At 73.4% G+C, this 20,392-nt stretch carries 19 protein-coding genes; 8 read left to right on the top strand and 11 right to left on the bottom strand.

Annotated elements, in window-relative coordinates; genetic code table 11:
* Positions 1-20: 20 nt before the first annotated feature.
* From HNP84_RS33625 to HNP84_RS33610, 4 genes are read right to left on the bottom strand one after another with little or no spacing between them, the layout of a single operon-like run.
* Positions 21-2,114, bottom strand: a complete 2,094-nt coding sequence (locus HNP84_RS33625) for a hypothetical protein (RefSeq protein ID WP_221337071.1) — start codon at positions 2,112-2,114, stop codon at positions 21-23.
* Positions 2,111-3,406, bottom strand: coding sequence for an ABC transporter substrate-binding protein (locus tag HNP84_RS33620; protein WP_185053996.1), 1,296 nt, complete (start codon positions 3,404-3,406; stop codon positions 2,111-2,113). The genes HNP84_RS33625 and HNP84_RS33620 overlap by 4 nt, the downstream gene beginning before the upstream one ends.
* Positions 3,407-3,460: 54 nt before the next feature.
* Positions 3,461-4,321: a carbohydrate ABC transporter permease gene (locus tag HNP84_RS33615; protein ID WP_185053994.1), complete on the bottom strand. Its 861-nt coding sequence runs from the start codon at positions 4,319-4,321 to the stop codon at positions 3,461-3,463.
* Positions 4,322-4,328: 7 nt separating this feature from the next.
* The gene (locus tag HNP84_RS33610) at positions 4,329-5,324 is read right to left on the bottom strand and encodes a carbohydrate ABC transporter permease (RefSeq protein ID WP_185053992.1); all 996 of its coding nucleotides are present in this window, start codon (positions 5,322-5,324) and stop codon (positions 4,329-4,331) included.
* Positions 5,325-5,650: 326 nt separating this feature from the next.
* Here HNP84_RS33610 and HNP84_RS33605 point away from each other — a divergent pair, with 326 nt between their 5' ends.
* Genes HNP84_RS33605 through HNP84_RS33595 form a run of 3 tightly spaced genes read left to right on the top strand, consistent with a single transcriptional unit; the run spans position 5,651 to position 9,533 of the window.
* Positions 5,651-6,763, top strand: a complete 1,113-nt coding sequence (locus HNP84_RS33605; RefSeq protein ID WP_185053990.1) for a LacI family DNA-binding transcriptional regulator — start codon at positions 5,651-5,653, stop codon at positions 6,761-6,763.
* Entirely contained in the window at positions 6,760-8,148 is a 1,389-nt protein-coding gene (locus tag HNP84_RS33600; RefSeq protein WP_185053988.1) for a glycoside hydrolase family 5 protein, read from the top strand. Before HNP84_RS33605 ends, HNP84_RS33600 begins: the two co-directional genes overlap by 4 nt.
* A gap of 32 nt (positions 8,149-8,180) precedes the next feature.
* On the top strand, positions 8,181-9,533 hold the full coding sequence (locus HNP84_RS33595; RefSeq protein WP_185053986.1) for a Gfo/Idh/MocA family oxidoreductase: 1,353 nt from the start codon (positions 8,181-8,183) through the stop codon (positions 9,531-9,533).
* On the opposite strand, the gene HNP84_RS33590 is transcribed toward HNP84_RS33595, so the two are convergent.
* Positions 9,514-10,056, bottom strand: coding sequence for a hypothetical protein (locus HNP84_RS33590; RefSeq protein ID WP_185053984.1), 543 nt, complete (start codon positions 10,054-10,056; stop codon positions 9,514-9,516). The genes HNP84_RS33595 and HNP84_RS33590 overlap by 20 nt on opposite strands.
* Positions 10,057-10,169: 113 nt before the next feature.
* Positions 10,170-10,691 (bottom strand): TrmH family RNA methyltransferase, encoded by a 522-nt coding sequence (locus HNP84_RS33585; RefSeq protein WP_312926368.1) that lies wholly within the window; start codon positions 10,689-10,691, stop codon positions 10,170-10,172.
* A gap of 248 nt (positions 10,692-10,939) precedes the next feature.
* On the opposite strand from HNP84_RS33585, the gene HNP84_RS33580 reads away from it, so the two are divergent.
* Positions 10,940-11,149: a hypothetical protein gene (locus HNP84_RS33580; protein ID WP_185053980.1), complete on the top strand. Its 210-nt coding sequence runs from the start codon at positions 10,940-10,942 to the stop codon at positions 11,147-11,149.
* Positions 11,150-11,252: 103 nt separating this feature from the next.
* On the opposite strand, the gene dmpG is transcribed toward HNP84_RS33580, so the two are convergent.
* Genes dmpG through HNP84_RS33565 form a run of 3 tightly spaced genes read right to left on the bottom strand, consistent with a single transcriptional unit; the run spans position 11,253 to position 13,983 of the window.
* Complete coding sequence (dmpG, locus tag HNP84_RS33575; protein WP_185053978.1) at positions 11,253-12,296, bottom strand: 4-hydroxy-2-oxovalerate aldolase; 1,044 nt, start codon at positions 12,294-12,296, stop codon at positions 11,253-11,255.
* The gene (locus HNP84_RS33570; RefSeq protein ID WP_185053976.1) at positions 12,293-13,189 is read right to left on the bottom strand and encodes an acetaldehyde dehydrogenase (acetylating); all 897 of its coding nucleotides are present in this window, start codon (positions 13,187-13,189) and stop codon (positions 12,293-12,295) included. The genes dmpG and HNP84_RS33570 overlap by 4 nt, the downstream gene beginning before the upstream one ends.
* A complete protein-coding gene (locus tag HNP84_RS33565; protein ID WP_185053974.1) occupies positions 13,186-13,983 on the bottom strand; it encodes a 2-keto-4-pentenoate hydratase in 798 nt (265 codons plus the stop codon). The genes HNP84_RS33570 and HNP84_RS33565 overlap by 4 nt, the downstream gene beginning before the upstream one ends.
* Before the next feature lie 125 nt (positions 13,984-14,108).
* Between HNP84_RS33565 and HNP84_RS33560 the strand changes: the two genes are divergently transcribed.
* The gene (locus HNP84_RS33560) at positions 14,109-14,909 is read left to right on the top strand and encodes an IclR family transcriptional regulator (protein WP_185053972.1); all 801 of its coding nucleotides are present in this window, start codon (positions 14,109-14,111) and stop codon (positions 14,907-14,909) included.
* Here the strand turns inward: HNP84_RS33560 and thyX are convergent.
* Together thyX and HNP84_RS33550 are read right to left on the bottom strand one after the other, a co-directional pair.
* The gene (thyX, locus tag HNP84_RS33555; protein ID WP_185053970.1) at positions 14,861-15,646 is read right to left on the bottom strand and encodes an FAD-dependent thymidylate synthase; all 786 of its coding nucleotides are present in this window, start codon (positions 15,644-15,646) and stop codon (positions 14,861-14,863) included. The genes HNP84_RS33560 and thyX overlap by 49 nt on opposite strands.
* A 55-nt stretch (positions 15,647-15,701) precedes the next feature.
* Entirely contained in the window at positions 15,702-16,640 is a 939-nt protein-coding gene (locus HNP84_RS33550; RefSeq protein WP_312926364.1) for an arginase family protein, read from the bottom strand.
* Between the two features lie 116 nt (positions 16,641-16,756).
* Here HNP84_RS33550 and HNP84_RS33545 point away from each other — a divergent pair, with 116 nt between their 5' ends.
* From HNP84_RS33545 to HNP84_RS33535, 3 genes are all read left to right on the top strand, one after another.
* Positions 16,757-17,560 carry a glycosyltransferase family 2 protein gene (locus HNP84_RS33545; RefSeq protein WP_185053968.1) on the top strand — a complete coding sequence of 268 codons (804 nt, stop codon included), beginning with the start codon at positions 16,757-16,759 and terminating at the stop codon, positions 17,558-17,560.
* Between the two features lie 81 nt (positions 17,561-17,641).
* Complete coding sequence (locus HNP84_RS33540) at positions 17,642-19,954, top strand: polysaccharide lyase 8 family protein (protein ID WP_185053966.1); 2,313 nt, start codon at positions 17,642-17,644, stop codon at positions 19,952-19,954.
* A 9-nt stretch (positions 19,955-19,963) separates the two neighbouring features.
* Positions 19,964-20,383 (top strand): DUF6098 family protein, encoded by a 420-nt coding sequence (locus HNP84_RS33535; RefSeq protein WP_185053964.1) that lies wholly within the window; start codon positions 19,964-19,966, stop codon positions 20,381-20,383.
* Positions 20,384-20,392 lie beyond the last annotated feature (9 nt).

Here is a 20,392-nt window from a genome sequence, read left to right as displayed (position 1 = left end):
GGGCGGCCGGGGCGGCGTGCTCAGGGCATGGGGTGCAGGCCCTCGTGCCGGACGATCCAGGCGCCGCCGGGCGGGAAGCCGGGGGCGTCGTGGGCGGGGGCGCCGTCCCAGCCGCGGGCCATCAGCGCGGTCGCGGCCAGCAGCCCGCCGTTGCCGGGCAGGTAGATCGGCAACGACGCGGTCTGCCGGTTGTGCCCGTTGGGCAGGTACGTGTTCTTGGTGACCGGCAGCAGCAGGGCGTCGAGCGCGGTCGTGGTCTCGCCCAGCCGCGCCGCCGTCATGGCGATGGCGGGGTAGTCCCAGCCCCAGGTGGTCTCCCAGGGCCACACCTCCAGGACGTGACGCAGGGTCGCGCGCATGATCTCCGGGTCGATCAGGCCGGTGTGCGGGACGAAGCCGAGCGCGTACAGCATGGACGGGTGGTCGTCCAGCAGCGTGTACGGCTCGGCGCGCATGGCCGCGTACACGCCGCCGCGCACCAGCGGCGGGGCCATCCCGGCGGAGACCCGCTCCCAGGAGGGCTCCGGTGGGAGCCCCAGCATGTCGCGCCACCGTATCGCGACGCCGAGCGCCCAGGACCAGTACGCCAGCTCGAAGGCCGGGTCGGCGGCGGTGGCGCGCACCGCCTCGTACGACTCCTGCGCGGGCACCAGCGGCGGCCCCAGCCCGTAGCCGGCCGCGCCCTTGACCGCGAAGCCGGCCATGAACGCCGCGCTCTCCAGCACGATGTCGGCGTACCGGTGCAGGACCTCCTCGGGCCGGGGGGAGCAGCGGCGCACCAGCTCGGCCAGGTAGATCGGGTGCGGCTGCTGCCAGACCAGGAACGGGCCGATCGGGCTCGGGCTCTCCCGGCCGTCCGGGCCGACCTGCTTGGGCCAGCGCGCCCCCGCGCACCCCTGCCGGCGGGCCGTCTCGCGGGCCCGGGGCAGGATGGAGGAGTACCAGCCCAGGCTGCGCTCCAGCAGCTCCGGGCGTCCCCACAGCGGGAAGTGCGCGCCGTGCCACCAGTGCATCTCCAGATGGAAGCGGCCCCGCCAGCTGTTGACCATCAGGCCGGTCTCCTGCGGCGGGTACGACCCCGCGCAGTGGATCGCGGTCAGGTACTGCGACAGCACGATCCGGCGCTCCAGCTCGGGGGCGCGCGGGTCTGCGCTGCCGGACAGGTCCACCGCGCCGCCGCCGCTCCAGAACGCGGCCCAGTGGTCGCGCGAGGCGGCCAGGGTCTCCTCGAAGGAGGGGAGCGCGCCGTCGGTCGCCCGCGGCGTGAACTCGGCCACCACCTCCAGGACGGCCGCCGCCGTCGTGACGGTGAACTCGTGCGGGCCGGTGCGGGCCGGCTCCGCGCCGGGGGAGAGCGCGAGCGTCACCGCGTACATGGTCTCGTCCAGGGTCCGCGTCACCCGCCACCCGCCGTCCACCCGGCTCAGCTCGGAGGAGTGGGCCTCGGGGCGGGACCAGTCGGCCGCGTCGCTCCACGCCTGCGACCCGTACGGGAACGCGAACCGGACCGCCAGCCCCGAGGCGAGCAGGTCCGACTCGACGCGCAGGGCCAGCACGTCCCGCCGCGGGTGGCAGACCGTGGTGACCCGGACCGGCACGCCCCCGAGCCGGAACCGGCTGCCGATGGCGCCGGTCCACAGGTCGAGGCGCTGGCGCGCGCCGGCCAGGTCCGCGGGCGCGGGCGGCGCGCCGTGCAGGACCAGGCCGACCCGGCCCAGGTCGAGGCGGTGCGGGTTGGCGCGCAGCCACGACTCGGCGGCCGAGGAGGGCGACTCGCCGTGCGCGCTCAGCCCGCCCCGCATGTCCACGTACGCCACCGGGCCCCGCGGCGTCCGGTACGTCCGCATCGTGGCCGCCAGGTCGTACGGCTCGGCGGCGGGCACGCTGTGCCAGCCCCAGGAGGACATGGTGCCCAGCAGGGTGCCGCGCCCGCCGCCGCCCGGGTCCTGGACCGGGTACAGGCCCGGGAAGGTCTGCAGACCGGTGACGTCCGCGGTGTAGCAGAACTCGCCGTTGCCCACCGACAGCGGTGACTCCGCCACGACACCGCTCACCTCGACCGCGTGCCGCGCGACCAGGGCGCGGCGGTCGATCCCCGGGCCCGTCCCGCTCACTGCTGGATCGCCGCCGTGACCTGGCTGATGAACTCCTTGGCCGCGTCGGCCGGCTTGAGCCGGTTGAACAGGACCTCGGCGTTGACCCGGTCCAGGATGTGCGGCGTGTCGGTGGAGCCCGTCGGCCCAATCACCAGCGGCGGCCCGGCCTTCGGGGTCAGGCCGGAGATGTAGTCGACCTGGACCTTCTGGTCCTCGTCCAGTCCGGGCTCGATGGCGGTGCGGACGTCGGAGTTGGACGGGATGCCGCGGTCGGTGAGGATGATCTTCCCGGCCTCGGGGCTGTTGACCAGGAAGTCGACGAACTTGGCGGCCTCCTTGGGGTGCTCGGTCTTGGCGTTGATCGTGTAGAGCTGCGACGCCTGGAGCCAGGAGCCCGGCTGCTTGGCGCCCGTCTCGCCGGGCACGCGCATCAGCCTCAGCGGGTGCCCCGACGCCTTGCGCAGCGCGCCGATCTGGTTGCTCCAGTCGAACTGCATCCCCGCCAGGCCGCGGCCGATCAGCGACTGCTCCGGCGCGGGCTGGGTGATCAGCTCGGCGGTCTGCGACGCGGACGGGGTGGCGCCGGAGTCGCGCAGCTCCAGCGTCATGTTCCACCAGTCGATCAGCGTCTGCTCGCTGATGCCGACCTTGCCGTCGGCGGTGTAGAGGGCCTCGCCGCGCTGCCGGGAGAAGATGTCCAGCATGTCGGTCTTGGTGGGGTCGGCCAGGCCGAAGGTGCCCTTGGGCGACTTGGCGGCGATCTCCTTGGCGATCCTCTTGAAGTCGTCCCAGGTCCACGTCTCGTCGTCGGGCAGCTCCACGCCCGCCTTCTCGAAGACGACCGGGTCGACCACGACCCCGATCGCGTTCACGCCGCTCGGGACGCCGTACTGGGTGTCGCCGAAGTTGCCGTTGCCGAGCGCCGCCTTGTCGATCTTGTCGGTCTTCAGCACGTCCTTGACGGTGGCCAGGTCGAGCAGGGCGCCGCGGTCGCCGTACTCGCGCGGGTACGCGCCGCCCAGGGTGATGACGTCGGGGGCGTCGCCGGAGGCGACCTCGGTGGCCAGGCGGTCGAAATAGGCGTTGAAGTCGGCGAACGAGCCGGTGACCTTGATGCCCGGGTTCTGCTTCTGGAAGGCGTCGATGACCTTCTGCGTCGCGGCGGCCCGGTCGTTGTTGCCCCACCAACTGAAGCGGAGCTCGACGGTGCCGTCGTCGCCGCCGGAGGAGCCGCCGCAGGCCGCGGTGGCCGCGAGCAGCGCGCCGGCCAGGCCGAGCGCCCCGAGACGCCTTAAGGAGCGGATGGACATGGGAGAACCTCCATGGATGCCGATGGAGTGGAACGATTTAACGAAGGGGATGACTCACTTGATGCCGGTGGTGGCGATTCCCTGGGTGAGGTAGCGCTGCCCGGCCAGGAAGAAGCCGAAGATGGGGACGAGGCCGACGATCGACATGGCGAACAGCTGGCCCCAGGCGGTCTCACCCTGGCCGTCCAGGAACGAGCGCAGGGCGACCGGCACGGTGTACAGGTCGGGGTTGGTCAGGAAGATGAGCTGGCTGAAGAAGTCGTTCCAGGTCCAGATGAACGTGAACAGGGCCGAGGTCGCCAGTGCCGGCGCCGACAGCGGCATGATGATCCGCCAGTAGATCCGGAAGTGGCCGCAGCCGTCGATGCGGGCCGCCTCGTCCAGCTCCCTGGGCAGCGAGCGGATGAACTGCACCATCAGGAAGATGAAGAACGCGTCGTGGGCCAGGAACTTCGGCACGATCAGCGGCAGGTCGGTGTTGATCCAGTCCAGCCAGGAGAACAGCACGTACTGCGGCACGATCAGCACGTGGATGGGCAGCATCAGCGTCGAGAGCATGAGCGCGAAGAACACGTTCCTGCCCCGGAACCTCAGCCGGGCGAAGGCGTAGGCCGCCAGCGAGCACGACAGCAGGTTGCCCACCACCGAGGCGATGGCGATCACCGCGGAGTTCCACAGGTAGTGCTGGAAGGGGTGCTCCAGCGCGGTCCAGCCGTTGGTGTAGTTGCTCAGGTCCAGCTCGGTGGGCCAGATGGACGGGTCGCGGAAGATCAGGTCGTCGGGTTTGACCGAGCTGGAGACCATCCACAGCAGCGGGTAGAGCATCACCACGCCGAAGGCGATCAGCAGGGTGTGCTTCAGCGCCCGCCGCGGCCGGCTCGGCAGCTCGTCGCGCCCCATGGCCGGGCGCGTCATCGTCGTGTCAGCCACTGTAGAACACCCACCGCTTGGCCAGGAGGAAGTTCAGCCCGGTCAGGGCCGCGATGATGACCAGCAGGGTCCAGGCCATCGCCGAGGCGTAGCCCATGTCGAAGGAGCCGAAGCCGCGCTGGTACAGGTAGAGGGTGTACAGCAGCGTGGAGTCGGCCGGGCCGCCCTGGCCGCCGCTGACCACGAACGCCTGGGTGAAGCTCTGGAACGCCCCGATCATCTGCAGCACCAGGTTGAAGAAGATGATCGGCGTCAGCAGCGGGAGCGTGATGTGGAAGAACTTCCGCACCGTGCTGGCGCCGTCCACCTCGGCCGCCTCGTAGTAGGAAACCGGTATCTGGCGCAGGCCGGCGAGGAAGATGACCATCGGCGCGCCGAACGTCCAGGCGTTGAGCACGATCAGCGTGCCCAGGGCGAAGTCCGGGTGCGCCACCCAGCTCACGCCCTCGACGCCGAACAGGGCCAGGACCTGGTTGACCAGGCCGTCGCTGCCGAAGATCTGCCGCCACAGGATCGCGATGGACACGCTCCCGGCCAGCAGCGAGGGCAGGTAGTACACCGACCGGTAGAAGCTCAGGCCGCGCACGCCCCGGTTGAGCAGCAGCGCGAGCGCCAGGGCCAGGCCGAGCTGCACCGGCACCGAGACGAACACGTACTGCACGGTGACGAGCAGCGACTTGGCCAGCCGGGGGTCCTCCAGCATCCGCCGGTAGTTGTCCAGGCCGAGCCACTCGGGCGGCTTGACCAGCGAGTACTCGGTGAAGGACAGGTACAGCGAGGCCAGGATCGGCCCGATGGTGAACAGGGCCATGCCCGCGAACCACGGAGCCAGGAACAGGTATCCGGCCCGGTCCTGGCGGAGCGCGCCGGACGCGGCGCGCCGGTGACGGGTCCGCGGGGGAGCGGGCGGCTCGTCCGGGGGAGGCGCCACTGCGGTGGCGCCTTCGGCCGGAGGCGAGGGCGGCGGCGCGCCCACGCGATCGCTCATCGAATCACCCCTTGCCGATACGCAGGGTTGAGAGGGTTGGGGGGGTATGCAGCGCCGCGGGGCCCCGGCTGGCGAGTAACCAGTTTCTAACAGAGCCAACATGGACTGTCAACGGTCGGTTAGTCCTCCGTTGACCTGGGGAAACGAATTAGTCCAGGTCGATGCCGAAATCTGGGGAACCGGTTGCTGAAGGATTTGGGAAACCGGTATCTTCACCACGGCGGAGTCACGCCGCCCGTGCGGGAGGCCCCTGGCCTTCCCGGGGGCGGGCCGCTGGACGACCATTGCACCGCAGGTGAAAGCTCGGGCGTACAGGGAGAGTCGAGATGAGTTCCAGGACCGGGGACCGCGGGCGGGGCGAGGAGGACGCGCCCCCCAGGCCGCCCCGAAGACGCGGTGGTCATCCTGAGCGCGCGAAGGCGACGATCAGCCGCGTCGCGGACGCGGCCGGAGTGTCGCGGGCGACCGTGTCCCGCGTGATGAACGGCACCTCAACCGTCGCGCCCGAGCTGGTCGCCCGGGTGCGCGCCGCCGCCGAGGCGCTGAACTACGAGCCCAGTCCCGTGGCGCGCAGCCTCGCGCTGGGGCGCACCAGCACCGTCTCGCTCATCGTCCCCGACCTGGCCAACCCGATGTTCCAGGACGTGCTGCGCGGCCTGAGCAACGCCGCGGCCGAGGAGGGGCACCGGCTGCTGGTCGCCGAGTCCAACGAGAACGCCGGGGAGGAGGCCATCCTGGCGGTCGAGGCCCGCCGCCGCTCCGACGGCCTGGTCCTCGCCTCGCCGAGGGTGCCCGAGGAGGAGCTGCGCTCGCTCAGCGAGCGGCTGGCCCCCCTCGTGCTGCTCAACCGGGAGCTCCCCGGCTCCAGCGTGCCGTCGCTGTCGGTCGACTACGCCGCCGGCATCAAGGAGATCGTGGCCCACCTGGTCGCCTTCGGCCACCGCCACCTGGTCTACCTGTCCGGGCCGGAGGCCAGCACCTCCAACCGCGACCGGATCGCCGCCCTGCACGCCGCGGCCGTGCTCGGCCCCGGCTTCACCCTCACCGAGCTGGCCTGCGGGGCCACCTTCGAAGACGGCCACCAGGCGGCCCGCGCCGCGGTGGCCACCGGCGCCACCGCCGTCGTCGCCTACAACGACATGGTCGCCTTCGGCGCGATGAGCGGGCTGCGCGAGCTGGGCCTGGACATCCCCGGCGACATCTCCATCACCGGCTTCGACGACATCCCCTTCGCCCGCTACACCTCCCCGCCGCTGACCACGGCCTCCATCCCCAGGAACGAGCTGGGCAGGCAGGCGTGGGGCCGGCTGTGGGCGCTGATGAACGGCGGGCCCGTCGCGCACAACGTCCGCTTCCAGCCGAGGCTGCTCGTACGCGACAGCACCGGCCCCGTCCCCGACAGGCCCGCCTCCGGCAGGCGCCGCAAAGGAAGTGCATGAACGAGCAGTCGTGGATCGCCGTCCGGGGGGACCGCCTCGTGGACGGCTCCGGCAACGAGGTCACGCTGGCCGGGATCGGCCTGGGCGGCTGGATGAACATGGAGAACTTCATCACCGGCCACCCCGCCACCGAGACCCTGGCGCGCGGGGCGATGCGCGCCGCCCTGGGCGAGGAGGGCTACACCCGGTTCTTCGAGCGGTTCCTGACCGGGTTCTTCGGCCCCGACGACGCCCGCTACCTGGCGTCGCTGGGCATGAACTCCGTCCGCGTCCCGTTCAACTACCGCCACTTCGAGGACGACGAGCGGCCCTTCGAGCTGAAGCAGGAGGGCTTCGACCGGCTCGACCGGGTCGTCGCCGCCTGCGCCGAGGCCGGGCTGTACACGATCCTCGACCTGCACGCCCTGCCCGGCGCGCAGAACCAGCACTGGCACAGCGACAACCCCACCCACTGGGCGCAGTTCTGGATCCACCGCCACTTCCAGGACCGGGTCGTGCACCTGTGGGAGGCCATCGCCGACCGCTACCGCGACAACCCCGCGGTCGCCGGCTACAACCCGGTCAACGAGCCCGGCGACCCCACCGGCGAGGCGATCGGCCCGTTCTACGAGCGGCTCGAACGCGCCATCCGCGCCGTGGACCCCCGGCACGTGCTCTTCCTCGACGGCAACCGCTACGCCTCCGACTTCTCCGCCTTCGGCGAGCCGCTGCCCAACACCGTGTACGCCGCGCACGACTACGCGCTGCCCGGGATCGCGGCCGGCGGCGAGTACCCGGGCGTCACCCGCGGGGAGTACTTCGACCGGTCGGTGGTGGAGCAGACCTTCCTGCGCCGCACCGAGTACATGCGCCGCACCGGCACCCCGATCTGGATCGGCGAGTTCGGGCCCGTCTACACCGGCGACCCGGAGCGCGACTCCGCCCGCTACCGGCTGCTGCGCGACCAGCTCGGCATCTACCGCGAGCACGGCGCGAGCTGGGCGCTGTGGACCTACAAGGACATCGGGCTGCAGGGGCTCGTGCGCGTGCGCGAGGACAGCGCCTACCTGCGCCGCATCGCCCCCGCCCGGGAGAAGAAGGACCGCCTCGGCGCCGACTCCTGGGGCGGCGTGGACACCCACGTGCGGCACATCCTCGACCCCATCGAGGAGCTGTTCGACAAGGAGTTCCCCGGCTTCCAGCCCTACCCCTGGGGCCGCAGGGGCTGGATCAACCTGCTCGTGCGCAACATCCTGCTCGCCGAGCCGCTGGTCGAGGACTTCGGCCGGTGCTTCACCGGGGTGGACCCCGACGAGGCCGAGCGGCTGGCGGCCTGCTTCGACTTCGCCGCCTGCGAGCCCCGCGAGGGCCTGGCCGAGGTCCTGCGCGAGCACCTGGCGGCCTGAACCACATGATCACTTCCCCCGATGGAGGCACCATGGCCCCCGAACCGTCCGGTGGGCGGCTGCGCTACGCGATCATCGGCACCGGCGCCCGCGCCGAGATGTTCGCCCGCGCCATCGCGGTGGACCACGCCGACCGCTGCGAGCTGGTCGCGCTGGCCGACACCAACCCGGCGCGCGTCCGCTACCACAACGAGGCCCTGGCGGCGCTCGGCGCGCCGCAGGCCGCGGAGTACGACGCCGCCGACTTCCGGCACATGCTGGACAAGGAGCGCGTGGACGTCGCGCTGGTGGCCACGGTGGACCGCTACCACCACGAGTACATCGTGGCCGCGCTCGACGCCGGCCGCGACGTGGTCACCGAGAAGCCGATGACCATCGACGCCGGCAAGTGCCGCGCCGTCCTCGACGCCGTGGCGCGCACCGGCCGCAAGGTGACCGTGACCTTCAACTACCGCTACAACCCCCTGCACGAGACCGTGCGCCGCCTGCTCGCCGGCGGCGAGATCGGCGAGGTCGGCTCGGTGCACTTCGAGTGGCTGCTCGACGTGCGCCACGGCGCCGACTACTTCCGCCGCTGGCACCGCGACAAGGCCAACTCCGGCGGCCTGCTCGTGCACAAGGCCACCCACCACTTCGACCTGGTCAACTGGTGGCTCGGCGCCGCCCCCGAACAGGTGTACGCCCAGGGCCGGCTGTTCTTCTACGGCCGCGAGGCCGGCCTGCGGCACGGCTACGCCCGCGACTACGAGCGCGCCCACGGCTCGCCGCAGGCCGAGGGCGACCCGTTCGCGCTGCGCCTGGCCGACGGCGAGGGCCTGCGCCGGCTCTACCTGGAGGCCGAGGAGCACGACGGCTACCACCGCGACCAGAACGTCTTCGGCGAGGGCGTCACCATCGAGGACGACCTGGCCCTGGTGGTGCGCTACTCGACCGGGGCCACCATGAGCTACCACCTCACGGCGTACGCGCCGTGGGAGGGCTACCGCGTGATGTTCAACGGCAGCAGGGGCCGCCTGGAGCTGGAGGTCGTGGAGAGCGACCACGTGGCCCCCCGGCAGGGCGGGGAGCTGCGCGGCGCCTCCCTGCACGGCGCCGAGGCCGCCGCCGAGCAGGGCTCGGCGCGAGTGCGCGTGTGCCCGTTCTGGCGCCCGGCCTACGACGTGGAGGTCCCGGGGTACGTCCGCGAGGGGCACGGCGGCGCCGACGCCCGCATGGCGGCGGTCCTGTTCGGCGGCGACGGCGAGCCCGACCCGCTCGGCCGCAGCGCCACCGAGCGCGACGGCGCCCTGTCGCTGCTCACCGGCCTGGCCGGCAACCAGTCGCTGGACACCGGCGCGCCGGTGCGGGTGGCCGATCTGCTCGACCTCACCGCGCCCGCCTCCTGATCCGGCCCCACGGCTTGAAGACCGACAGCGCGAACGCGATCAGCAGCACCGTGGGCGAGACGATCGGCGGGAAGATCATGTCGCCGACCGGGACCGCGACCGCCTGCCCGGCGGCCAGGTCCCGGCCCGCCCGCCCCAGCTCGCGCACCCCGGGGCCGAGCGCGACCACCACCAGCACGGTCAGCACCAGGTTGGCCACCAGCTTCACGGCCACCCACCAGTAGCGCACCAGGCCGTACTTGGTGCCCAGGCCCAGCACCACCCCGCTGGCCAGGCACACCAGCCCCGCGGCCAGCAGCGGCCAGAACGTGATCAGCTCCAGGATCTGGTAGCACAGCGCCCTGGTCGCGTCGTCGCCGGTGAGGAGCGCCGTGAACACCACGACGGCCATCACCACGTCGATGCCGATCCACGCCCCCGCGGCCACGATGTGGATCAGCAGGACGGTCTTGCGGGTCCGCGCGCCCAGCCGCCACGTGCGCGCGGCCCGCGCCGTCGCCACGCGCTCCTGTGTGAGCACCATGGTCACCACTCCTTACTCTCGGCTCGCCCCTCGGCTCGGCGCCATCGTCTCCGGCGGCGCCGTGCGGCGAATCCGCCGTGGAGCGGCCACGGCCGTACGCCGGCGTACGTACGTCAGGCGAACCCGGCGAGCTTGTACAGCACCAGTGACCCGGCCACGGCGACGTTCAGGCTGGCGCCCGTGCCCACCATGGGGATCTCGACCACGGCGTCCAGCAGGTCCAGTGCCTCGGGCGGGATGCCGTCGCGCTCGTGGCCGAGCACCGCGACGGTGGGGCGGCGGGCCATGGGCAGATCGGCGAGGCGGACGGCGTCCTCGGCCAGTTCCACGCCGAGCACGTGCGCGCCCTCCGCCCGCCGCCGCGCCAGCCAGGCCGGCGGGTCGCCGACCCAGTGCACGCAGGCGGGACGGCGCAGCGTGTTGCCCCGGGCCAGCGCCTCGGGCACCCACGGCAGGCGGGGCACGGCCAGGCAGGCCCCGGCGGCGTCACAGGTGCGCAGCAGGGTGCCCAGATTGGCGTTGTGCAACGGCCACAGCGGCGCTGCGCACAGGTGGCCCAGGCAGCGGGGCGGCCGGCGGCGGCGCTGGGCGCGCAGCTCGGACGGGGTGCGCACCCGGATGGACGGGCGGGTCACCGCGGCGCGCGGATGTCTCCCGCGAGGAGGGGAAGGAGCATGGGAACGGGCGCTTCGGCGGCGCGCCCGGGGCCATCGACGGACGATCCGGTCGTTTTCACTGTAGTCGATCACATGGGCGCGCCGCATGCGGAAGGATCGGAGGAGTACAGCCGAATGACCGATGCGGAGGCGTTGCATGGCGGCCATCCTGGTGTGGACGGGCCAGGTGGGAGACCTGTCCTGGACCCGGAAGGAGTCGTGATCGGATGAGCGTCGAGGCGTCGGCGATGCCCGCCTGGATCGGCAGAATAGTGATCATGTGCAACGGCGTGGCCGGCCGGGTGGTCCTGGCCGCGCGGTCGCGCCGGGCCGAGATCGTGACGGTGCTCGGCATGGACGGCACTCTGCTGAGCTGCGGCGTGGACGACATCGCGTGCGTCGTGGGCGGCGCGCCCGGTCCCTCCTTCGCCACCTGATCGCGTTCGCCGGAGCGGGCCTGCGCCCGGCCGGGCGCCCACTGTTCACACTCAGGCGCCCGGCTCAGGCGGCGCGTTCAGGCGGCGCGTGCGAACGGCGCGCTCAGGCGGCGCGCTCGCGCTCGGCCACGAGCTGCAACGCGACGTCGATGATCATGTCCTCCTGGCCGCCGACGTAGCCGGCCTGGCCCACGCGCTGCAGGATCTCGTGGGCCGGCACCCCGTAGCGTTCGGCCGCCCGCTCGGCGTGCAGCAGGAAGCTGGAGTAGACCCCGGCGTGGCCCTGGGTGATGGCGGAGCGGTCGGCGAAGGGCAGGCGGTGCAGGAACGGCTTGACCACATCCTCGGCGGCGGCCAGGGCGCCCTGGACGTCCACGCCGGTGGGGATGCCCAGCCGGTCGAAGGTGGCGGCCAGCACCTCGGTGGGGGCGTTGCCCGCGCCCGCGCCGAGCGCGCACAGGGCCCCGTCGATCTGCCGGGCGCCGTTCTGCGCGGCCAGCACCGAGTTGGCCACGCCCAGCGAGAGGTTCTGGTGGCCGTGGAAGCCGACCTGCGCCTCGTGCCCGATCTCGGCGACCAGGGCGCTGATCCGCGCCTGCGCCTCGCCCAGCACCAGCGCGCCGGCGGAGTCGACCACGTAGACGCACTGGGCGCCGCCGTCCACCATGATCCGCGCCTGGCGGGCCAGCTCGGCCGGGCCGATGCGGTGCGAGAGCATCAGGAAGCCCACGGTCTCCATGCCCAGCTCGCGGGCCGCGGCGAAGTGCTGCAGCGACACGTCGGCCTCGGTGCAGTGGGTGGCGATCCTGGCCACCGACGCGCCCGCGCCGTGCGCCCGCTTCAGGTCCTCCACCGTGCCCAGGCCGGGCAGCAGCAGCACGGCGATCCTGGCGGAGGTCGCCTCGTCCACCGCGGCGGCCACCAGCTTGATGTCGTCTTCCAGCGAGAACCCGTAGTTGAACGACGAGCCGCCGAGCCCGTCGCCGTGGGTCACCTCGATGACCTCCACCCCGGCGCGGTCCAGGGCGTGCACCACGCCGCGCACCTGCTCCTCGGTGAAGCGGTGGGCCATGGCGTGGCTGCCGTCGCGCAGCGTCGAGTCGGTGATCCTGATCTTCGCGGGGGCCGCGGTGGTGTTCTCGCTCACGTGGTCACCTTCCCGAGGGCGAGGCGCTCGCCCACGCGGGCGGCGGCGGCGGTCATGATGTCCAGGTTCCCGGCCCACGGCGGCAGGTAGTCGCCGTTGCCGCGCACCTCCAGGAACACGGCCACGCGGGCGTGGCCGTACCACTCCTCGCGCGGGGCGTCGAACTGCGGGTCGGCGCGCAGCGTGTAGCCGGGCACGTACGCCGCGACCTCGGCCACCATCGCGTGGATCGACTCGGCGACGGCGTCGGTGTCGGCGTCGGCGGGGATCGCGCAGAACACGGTGTCCCGCATGATCATCGGCGGGTCCACCGGGTTCAGGATGATGATCGCCTTGCCCCTGCCCGCGCCGCCGACGCTCTCGATCGCGCGCGCGGTGGTCTGGGTGAACTCGTCGATGTTGGCCCGGGTGCCCGGCCCGGCCGAGCGCGAGGCGATCGAGGCGACGATCTCGGCGTACGCGACGGGAACGACCGAGGAGACCGCGTGCACGATCGGGATGGTGGCCTGCCCGCCGCAGGTGATCATGTTCAGGTTCGGCGCGTCGGCCAGGCCGTCCAGGTTCACCGGCGGGCACACGAACGGGCCGGCGGCGGCGGGGGTGAGGTCGATCGCCTTGATGCCCGCCTCGGCGTAGCGGGGCGCGTTGGCCAGGTGCGCCTTGGCGGAGGTCGCCTCGAAGACCAGGTCCGGCAGCGTGTCCTGGGCCAGCAGCCAGTCCACGCCGCCGGCCGACGCCTCCACGCCCAGCGCGCGGGCGCGGGCCAGGCCGTCGGAGGCCGGATCGACGCCCACCATGGAGTGGACCTGCACGGCCCCGCCGCGCAGCAGCTTGACCAGCAGGTCGGTGCCGATGTTCCCCGGGCCGACGATGGCCGCGGTCAGCGTGCTCACCTGGCCTCCTCTGCCGCGAAGCGGGCGGTGACGGTGCCGATTCCGGCCAGGGTGGCGGTGACGACGTCGCCCGGCGCCACCGGGATCGCGGCGGTGATCGAGCCGGGCAGGACGACGTGCCCGGCCTCCAGGGTCACGCCCTGCTCGCCGAGCACGTTGGCCAGCCAGACCAGGGCGTTGAGCGGGGAGCCGAGCACCGCGCCGCCCGCCCCGGTGTCGATCAGGGCGCCGTTGCGGTGCAGCAGGCACCCGGCCAGGACCAGGTCCACGGCGTCCAGGCGGACCGGGCGGTTGCCGAGCACCACGCCGCCGCTGGAGGCGTTGTCGGCGATCGTGTCGGCCAGGGTGATCCGCCAGTCGGCGATCCGGGAGTCGATGATCTCCAGCGCGGGCAGCACGAAGTCGACCGCGGCGACCGCGTCGGCCGCGGTCACGCCGGGGCCGGCCAGGGGGCGGCGCAGCACGAAGGCGATCTCCGGCTCGATCCTGGGCTGGATGAAGCGGCCGGTGTCGATGGGCGCGCCGTCCAGGTGGAACATGGTGTCCAGCAGGTGGCCGTAGTCGGGCTGGTCCACGCCGAGCTGGCGCTGCATCGCGGCCGAGGTCAGCCCGACCTTGTGCCCCTTGATCCGGGCGCCGCGCTCCAGGAAGACCTCGATCTGGGCGCGCTGGATGGCGTAGGCGTCCTCGACCGACAGATCTGGATATGTGGTGGTAAGTGGCTGGATCGGATTGCCACTGGCGTACGCCGCCAGCAGCTCTGCGGCGGCCTTGTCCGCGGAACCCGGGTCCATAGTCGTTCCTCTCGTCGTGCTCCCAGGGCGAGGCTCGTCCTCCCAGGTGAATACTGGTCCGCCCGGCACGCCCCGGCCAACGGGCGTGTCCCGCGTGACGGGACGAGGGCCGTACAGTGACGGGTATGCCGCCCAAGTCCGACGAGTCGTACCTGCACCGGGTGTCCCGCGTCCTGGGCGCGTTCCGGGCTGAGGACGACGCCGTGGGAGCCGCCGAGCTGGCGCGGCGGACCGGGCTGCCCCGCTCGACCGTGCACCGGATCACGCTCGGCCTGATCGAGGAGGGCCTGCTGGAGCGGTGCGGGACGGAGGTCCGTCTGGGCCTGCGCCTGTTCGAGATCGGGCAGCGGGTGCCCCGGCAGCGGGTGCTGCGCGACGCGGCGCTGCCGTACATGGCCGACCTGCGCGAGGCGACCCGGCAGACCGTCCACCTCGCCGTGCTGGAGGGCCGCGAGGTCGTCTACGTCGAGATCCTCGGCACGCCGGGCGGTCCCGCGCTGCCCTCGCGCGTCGGCGGCAGGCTGCCCGCCCACGCCACCGGCGTGGGCAAGGCGATCCTGGCCTTCTCCCCGCCCGAGGTGACCCGGGCGGTGCTGGACGGCGAGCTGGCCCGGGTCAGCGAGCGCAGCCTCGTCGCCCCCGGCCTGCTGGCCAGGGAACTGGCCCGCATCCGCCGCGACGGCGTGGCCTACGACAACGAGGAGTCGGGGCGCGGCATCGTGTGCGCGGCCAGCCCGGTGCACGGCCGCGACGGCGAGGTGCTGGGCGCGCTGTCGGTCTCGGGCTGGGTCAACCGCGTGCGCCTGGCCCGGGTGGCCCCGGCCGTGCACACCGCCGCGCTGGCGCTCTCGCGCACGCTCGGCTACCGCGGGCCGGCTCAGACCTTGCGCCAGCCCGGGATCCAGGCGCCGTCCTCCACGGTGTAGTCGCCGAACAGGGCCGGGGCCTCCTTGGCCATCAGCTCGCCGACCTTGCCGAAGACGAGCCGGATCTCCTCCTCGGCCCCCGGCGCCGTACGGCTCTCGATCACGTGCCGCAGGGTGCGCACGTTCGCGGTCCACACCAGCCCGGTGGCCAGCCCTTCCGGGGCGAAGCGCCGCATGAAGGACGTCTTCGCCTTCTTCTCCGCGAAGGGCACCCCGGGCTCGTCCAGCCCGAAGTGGCCGGCCATCCACGTCTGGAACTCCTCCATCCGCTCCAGCAGGGCGGTGGCGCGCTCCATGAGCTCCGGGTCCTCCAGCGCCCACCCCGGGAACCAGAACGGCAGGTCGTCCAGGCGCACGAACCGCAGCGACTCCTGCGACACCGCCGTGCCGGCCCGGTGCCGCACCAGCTCGTGCGTGGTCACCCGGCTCACGTCGTGCAGCACGAAGCTGAAGCTCACGTGTTCGAGCACCGAGCCGTGCGCGCTGGCCAGGATGTTGCGCAGGTACTCCTCCTGGTCGGTGCGGATGCGGGTGACGTTCGGGTTCAGGCCGGGCTCCCAGGAGCGGTAGCAGATGCGGCCCGCGAACTCGGCCAGGTTCTGCGCGTCGTCCAGCTCGCCGCGGTCCACGCGCTCCAGCCAGCTCTCGCCGCCGACCTCGGCGAGGTAGGCCGCCACCTCGTCGTAGTCCAGGCGCGGGCGGGCGATCAGGCGTACGGAAGGTTCGGCGCGGCGCAACGTGTCCTCCAAACGGTCGCGGGCTGGTCCGGGCCGAGTCTGCCACGCCCGCCGGTTAAGCCCGACCGGGGGCCAGGGCGGTGGTGATCAGATCCACCAGGAGGGCGGCCTGCGCGCCGTCCGGGTCGAGGTCGGGGTCGAGGATCGTGATCTCCACCCCGGCCGCGCCCGGCAGCGCGGCCAGCGAGCGCAGCAGCTCGGTGAACTGCCCGGCGTCCAGCCCGCCGGGCACCGGCGAGTCGACGGCCGGCAGTAGCGACGGGTCGAGCACGTCGGCGTCGGCGTGGATCCAGAAGCCGTCCAGCTCGCCCCGGGTGAGCACCTTCCTGGCCGCGTCGAGCGCGGGGGCGACGCCGCCGGAGATGATCTCGGCGCTGGTCACGGCCGCGATGCCGCTGCCGGCGATGTGGCCGAGGTCCTCCTCGTCGCGCACGCCGAGCAGGATCACGTCCTCATCGCGCATGTACGGCCGCAGCCCGTCGATGTCGGTCAGGTACGCCTCGCCCCGGCCGGTCACCAGCGCGACGTCCTCGCCGGCCGCCGAGGAGACGTACGGGGAGTTGCCCGGGTGCCGGAAGTCGGCGTGGGCGTCCAGGTAGGCCAGGCCGAACCGGCCCGAGCGGCGCAGCGCGAGCGCCGGGCCGAGCAGGATCGAGCAGTCGCCGCCCAGCAGGACCGGGAACCGGCCCGAGTCGAGCAGCGCCGCCACACGGCGGGACAGCCTCCCGGCGTACTCGGCGACGGCCGGGCCGTTGCGCACGCCGTCGCCGGGCTCCCAGTCGGCCACGTAGCGCGGCGGCACCACCGCGCCCGCGTCGGTCGCCCCGAGCCGCGCCACCAGGCCGGCATCGCGCAGCGCCCACGGCGCCTTGTGGCAGCCGGGGACCGCGCCGGGCGCGGGCGGGCGCAGGCCGAGGTTCGACGGCGCGTCCAGGACCGCGTAGCGCCGCTCGTGGCGCCGGGCGTGCAGCCGGGAACGAAGCGGGGCGATCACACTGGCGACGCTAGCAAACCGGGCCCGGCCGGGTGCGCGGGGCGGCGCGGAGGTCCGGGCGACCTCTTGCCCGGCGGCGGGCGTTATCCAGAGGGAGCCCGGGGTATCGAGGGCCCGTGCTGGACGTGCTGATACCGACCAAGGACCGGCCCGGTGCGCTCGCGGTGACCCTCACCGGCCTCGCCGCGCAGAGCGAGGAGGGCTTCCGCGTCGTCGTCTCCGACCAGTCGGCCGCACCGGCTGAGGAGGACCCGCTGGTGGCCTCGGCCGTGCGCGTCCTGCGGCACCGGGGCCACCCGGTGGAGGTGCTCAGGCACGTCCCGCCGCGCGGCATGGCCGAGCAGCGGGCCTTCCTGCTCGGCCGCGCCGAGGGGCGGTACGCGCTGTGCCTGGACGACGACGTGTGGCTGGAGCCGGACGCGGTGCGGGTCCTGCTCGACGCCGCCGAGCGGCTGGACTGCGGGTTCGTCGGCTTCGCGGTGCAGGGGCTGTCCTACCGCGACGACGTGCGCCCGCACGAGCTGGAGCCGTACGAGGAGTGGGCGGGGCCGGTGGAGCCCGAGCGGGTGCGCCGCGGCACGGGGGAGTGGCGCCGGCACATCCTGCACAACGCGGCCAACCCGCTGCACCTGGCCCAGCGGCACGCCCGGGACGGGCGGGCGTGGCGGGCGTACAAGGTGGCCTGGATCGGCGGCTGCGTGTTGTTCCACCGCAAGCGGCTGCTCGACTGCGGCGGGTTCGACTTCTGGACCCGGGTGCCGCCCGTCCACGCCGGGGAGGACGTGGTGGCCCAGGTGCGGGTGATGGAGCGCTACGGCGGCGCGGGGCTGCTGCCCAGCCGCGCCTACCACCTGGAGCTGCCCACGACGGTCCCGGATCGCGAGGTGGAGTGCTACGACCGGGTCATCGAAGACGAGTGATCCACCGGGCGAGATCGGTGATCTACTTTGTAAAGGCGCCGGGTCGCCGCTCGCCATGATCTCCCACGTGATAATCCATCCGTGGACGGATACTCCAGGCGGTCTTTCCTGCGGCTCGGCGGGGTCGCCGCGACGGGCGCGCTGATCGGCCCGCCCCACCTCGGCGGCGACGACGCCTTGGCGACGGTACGGCGGCGGTGGGCGGAGGTGACGGCCGGTGCGGGCCTGGACGCGCGGGCCGAGCCGTACCGCTCGCGGCTGGCGCGTCTCGGCGCGACGGCGGCCCGCCTCCGCGCCACGATGGCGCTCGCCGACGCCTCGCTCTGGCCGGACCTGCCGTTCCCGTCCTTCGACGGCACCCCGGGGCGCCTGCACACGATGGCGCGCGCGTACGCCCTGCCGGGCACGGGCCTGACCGGCGATCCGGCCCTGGCGGCGGCGGTCGCCACGGGGATCGACCACTACCGGCAGCGGGTCTACGCCGCCGGCGCCGAGCCCGAGGGGAACTGGTGGAACTGGGAGATCGGCACCCCCAAGCCGCTGCTGGACGCCGCGGTGCTGATCGGCCCGCACCTGGACCCCGGGCGCGCGGCGGCGCTGTGCGAGGCGGTGGACCACTTCGTGCCGGAGAGCCGGCTGACGGCCTACGAGGGCACCAGCACCGGGGCGAACCGGGTGGACTTATGCACGGTGACGCTGCTGCGCGCCCTGGTGGGGCGCGACCCGGCCAAGGCCGCGCTGGCCGTCAGAGGGCTGTCGCCGGTCTTCCCGTACGTCACCGAGGGCGACGGGTTCCACCGTGACGGCTCCTTCCTCCAGCACACCACCATCCCGTACCAGGGCACCTACGGCGCGGTGCTGCTGTCGGGGGTCGCCACGCTGCTGGCGGTGCTGCGCGGCTCGCCGTGGGAGGTCACCGACCCCGACCGGCAGGTCGTCTTCGACATGGTGGAGCGTTCCGTCGCGCCGTTCGTGCGCGACGGGTTCTGCATGGACCTGGTCAGCGGGCGCGCGATCGATCGCGGGCCGTTCGGCGACCACCGGCGCGGCCGGGCGATCGCGGCGGCGGTGCTGCTGCTGGCCGAGTCGGCCGCGCCCGCCGAGCGGGCCCGCTGGCGGGCCATGGTCAAGGGGTGGGCGGCGCGGCAGCGGGTGCGGCCGATGCTGCGCGAGGCCGAGAGCACCGACCTGGCCTTCCACGCCCGTCTGGCCGCGGTGCTGGACGACGCGTCCGTGCCGGCGGCGGCGGAGCCGGTGGGGCACCGGCTCCTGCCGGAGAGCGCGCGGGCGGTGCATCGGCGGCCGGGGTGGTGCGCGGCGCTGAGCATGGCCTCGGCGTGGGTGGGGCACTACGAGCACGGCAACGGGGAGAACCTGCGCGGCTGGCACACCGGGTCGGGGATGCTGTACTGGTGGGCCGATCCGGCGCACAACGACCACTACTCCGACTCCTTCTGGTCCACGGTGGACCCCTACCGGCTGCCGGGCACCACCGTCGCGGCGCTGCCGCTGCCCGATGGGGCGGGCGGGGAGTGGGGGGAGACCTGCCCGCCGGCGCGGTGGGTCGGCGGGGCGGGCGACGGCCGCCACGGCATGGTGGGGCAGCACCTGTACGGGCTGGGCAGCAGCCTGGAGGCGTTCAAGTCGTGGCTGTTCGCCGATGACGCGGTGGTGTGCCTGGGGGCGGGGATCAGCGCGTCCGACGGGGTGCGGGTGGAGACGGTGGTGGACAACCGGCGCACCCGGGCGCGGCTGACGGTGGACGGGCGTGGCGGGTGGGCGCATCTGGAGGGGCACGGCGGGTACGTGCTGCCGGCCTGCCCGCCGTTGCGGACGGTGCGGGAGGAGCGGGGCGCGGGGCGGGGGCGGCGGGGGTATGTGACGTTGTGGCTGGATCACGGGGTCGATCCGGTGGCGGCGGGTTATGTGTATCTGCTGCTGCCGGGGGCGAGCCTGGCGGCCACGCGGGAGCGGGCGGGGGATGCGGGGTGGGTGCGGGTGCTGGCCAACGACACGCGGCGGCAGGGGGTGGCGGTGCCGTCGCTGGGGATCACGGCGGTGAACTTCTGGCGGGCGGGCCGGGCGGGGCCGCTGGCGGCGTCGGGGCCGTGCGCGGTGCTGGTGCGGGAGCGGGGCGACGGCACGGCGACGGTGACGGTGGCCGATCCGCGGCGGGATCTGGATGAGTTGCGGGTGGTGTGGCGGCGGCCGGTGGCGGCGGTGCTGGACGCGCCCGGGGTGCTGGCAGGGGCGGGTACGGGGGCCCGGTTGACGTTGCGGTTCGGGCCGCTGGCCGGCACCGCAGGGGCGTCGCACACGGTCACCGTCCGGCTCGGCTCGCGGCGGCGGCGTCCGGGTGGCGACGTCCGGGTTAGGCACCCTGCCGGCGGGTAGCGGGCGGTGATGGAGCTACCGGTCATCGAGAGCCTGGACCGGCTGGAATCCGTGGTGGCCGCTCATCCGGGGCTGTACCTGCGCTATTCGCTGGGGCCCGAGCGCGACGCGGAGCGTTCGAGTGTGGACTACGAGAGCGGGCTGTCGCTGCCCGGCCTGTCGGCCACGGTGATGGACGCCGAGTGCTGGTGGACCCGGCCGCTGAAGGACTGGCTGGCCCGGCAGATGTGCAAGTACGCCGACCTGGCCGAGAAGGACGACGAGCGGCGCCCGTGGCTGCTGACGGGCCGGGTCGTGGCCCGGGGGCCCGACCACGAGCCGCTGCTGGTGGACGTGCGGCCGGTGGCCTGGATCGACAAGGCCGTGGTGGAGGAGGCCAGGGAGCACTACGAGAAGCACTTCGACGCCGGCCGCGACTCCACCGGCTGAGCACACCGG

It is taken from the genome of Thermocatellispora tengchongensis (genome assembly GCF_014202315.1).
Lineage (GTDB): Bacteria > Actinomycetota > Actinomycetes > Streptosporangiales > Streptosporangiaceae > Thermocatellispora > Thermocatellispora tengchongensis.
Note: the sequence above shows the minus strand (reverse complement) of the source record. Positions and strands in the feature narration are given on the sequence as shown.

What these genes read in the sequence shown, in the direction of transcription:
- HNP84_RS33620 (WP_185053996.1), bottom strand. Translation starts at nt 3,406, where the DNA reads ATGTCCATCCGCTCCTTAAGGCGTCTCGGGGCGCTCGGCCTGGCCGGC.
- HNP84_RS33615 (WP_185053994.1), bottom strand. Translation starts at nt 4,321, where the DNA reads ATGACGCGCCCGGCCATGGGGCGCGACGAGCTGCCGAGCCGGCCGCGG.
- HNP84_RS33610 (WP_185053992.1), bottom strand. Translation starts at nt 5,324, where the DNA reads ATGAGCGATCGCGTGGGCGCGCCGCCGCCCTCGCCTCCGGCCGAAGGC.
- HNP84_RS33605 (WP_185053990.1), top strand. Translation starts at nt 5,651, where the DNA reads ATGAGTTCCAGGACCGGGGACCGCGGGCGGGGCGAGGAGGACGCGCCC.
- HNP84_RS33600 (WP_185053988.1), top strand. Translation starts at nt 6,760, where the DNA reads ATGAACGAGCAGTCGTGGATCGCCGTCCGGGGGGACCGCCTCGTGGAC.
- HNP84_RS33595 (WP_185053986.1), top strand. Translation starts at nt 8,181, where the DNA reads ATGGCCCCCGAACCGTCCGGTGGGCGGCTGCGCTACGCGATCATCGGC.
- HNP84_RS33590 (WP_185053984.1), bottom strand. Translation starts at nt 10,056, where the DNA reads ATGGTGCTCACACAGGAGCGCGTGGCGACGGCGCGGGCCGCGCGCACG.
- HNP84_RS33580 (WP_185053980.1), top strand. Translation starts at nt 10,940, where the DNA reads ATGAGCGTCGAGGCGTCGGCGATGCCCGCCTGGATCGGCAGAATAGTG.
- HNP84_RS33565 (WP_185053974.1), bottom strand. Translation starts at nt 13,983, where the DNA reads ATGGACCCGGGTTCCGCGGACAAGGCCGCCGCAGAGCTGCTGGCGGCG.
- HNP84_RS33560 (WP_185053972.1), top strand. Translation starts at nt 14,109, where the DNA reads ATGCCGCCCAAGTCCGACGAGTCGTACCTGCACCGGGTGTCCCGCGTC.
- HNP84_RS33535 (WP_185053964.1), top strand. Translation starts at nt 19,964, where the DNA reads ATGGAGCTACCGGTCATCGAGAGCCTGGACCGGCTGGAATCCGTGGTG.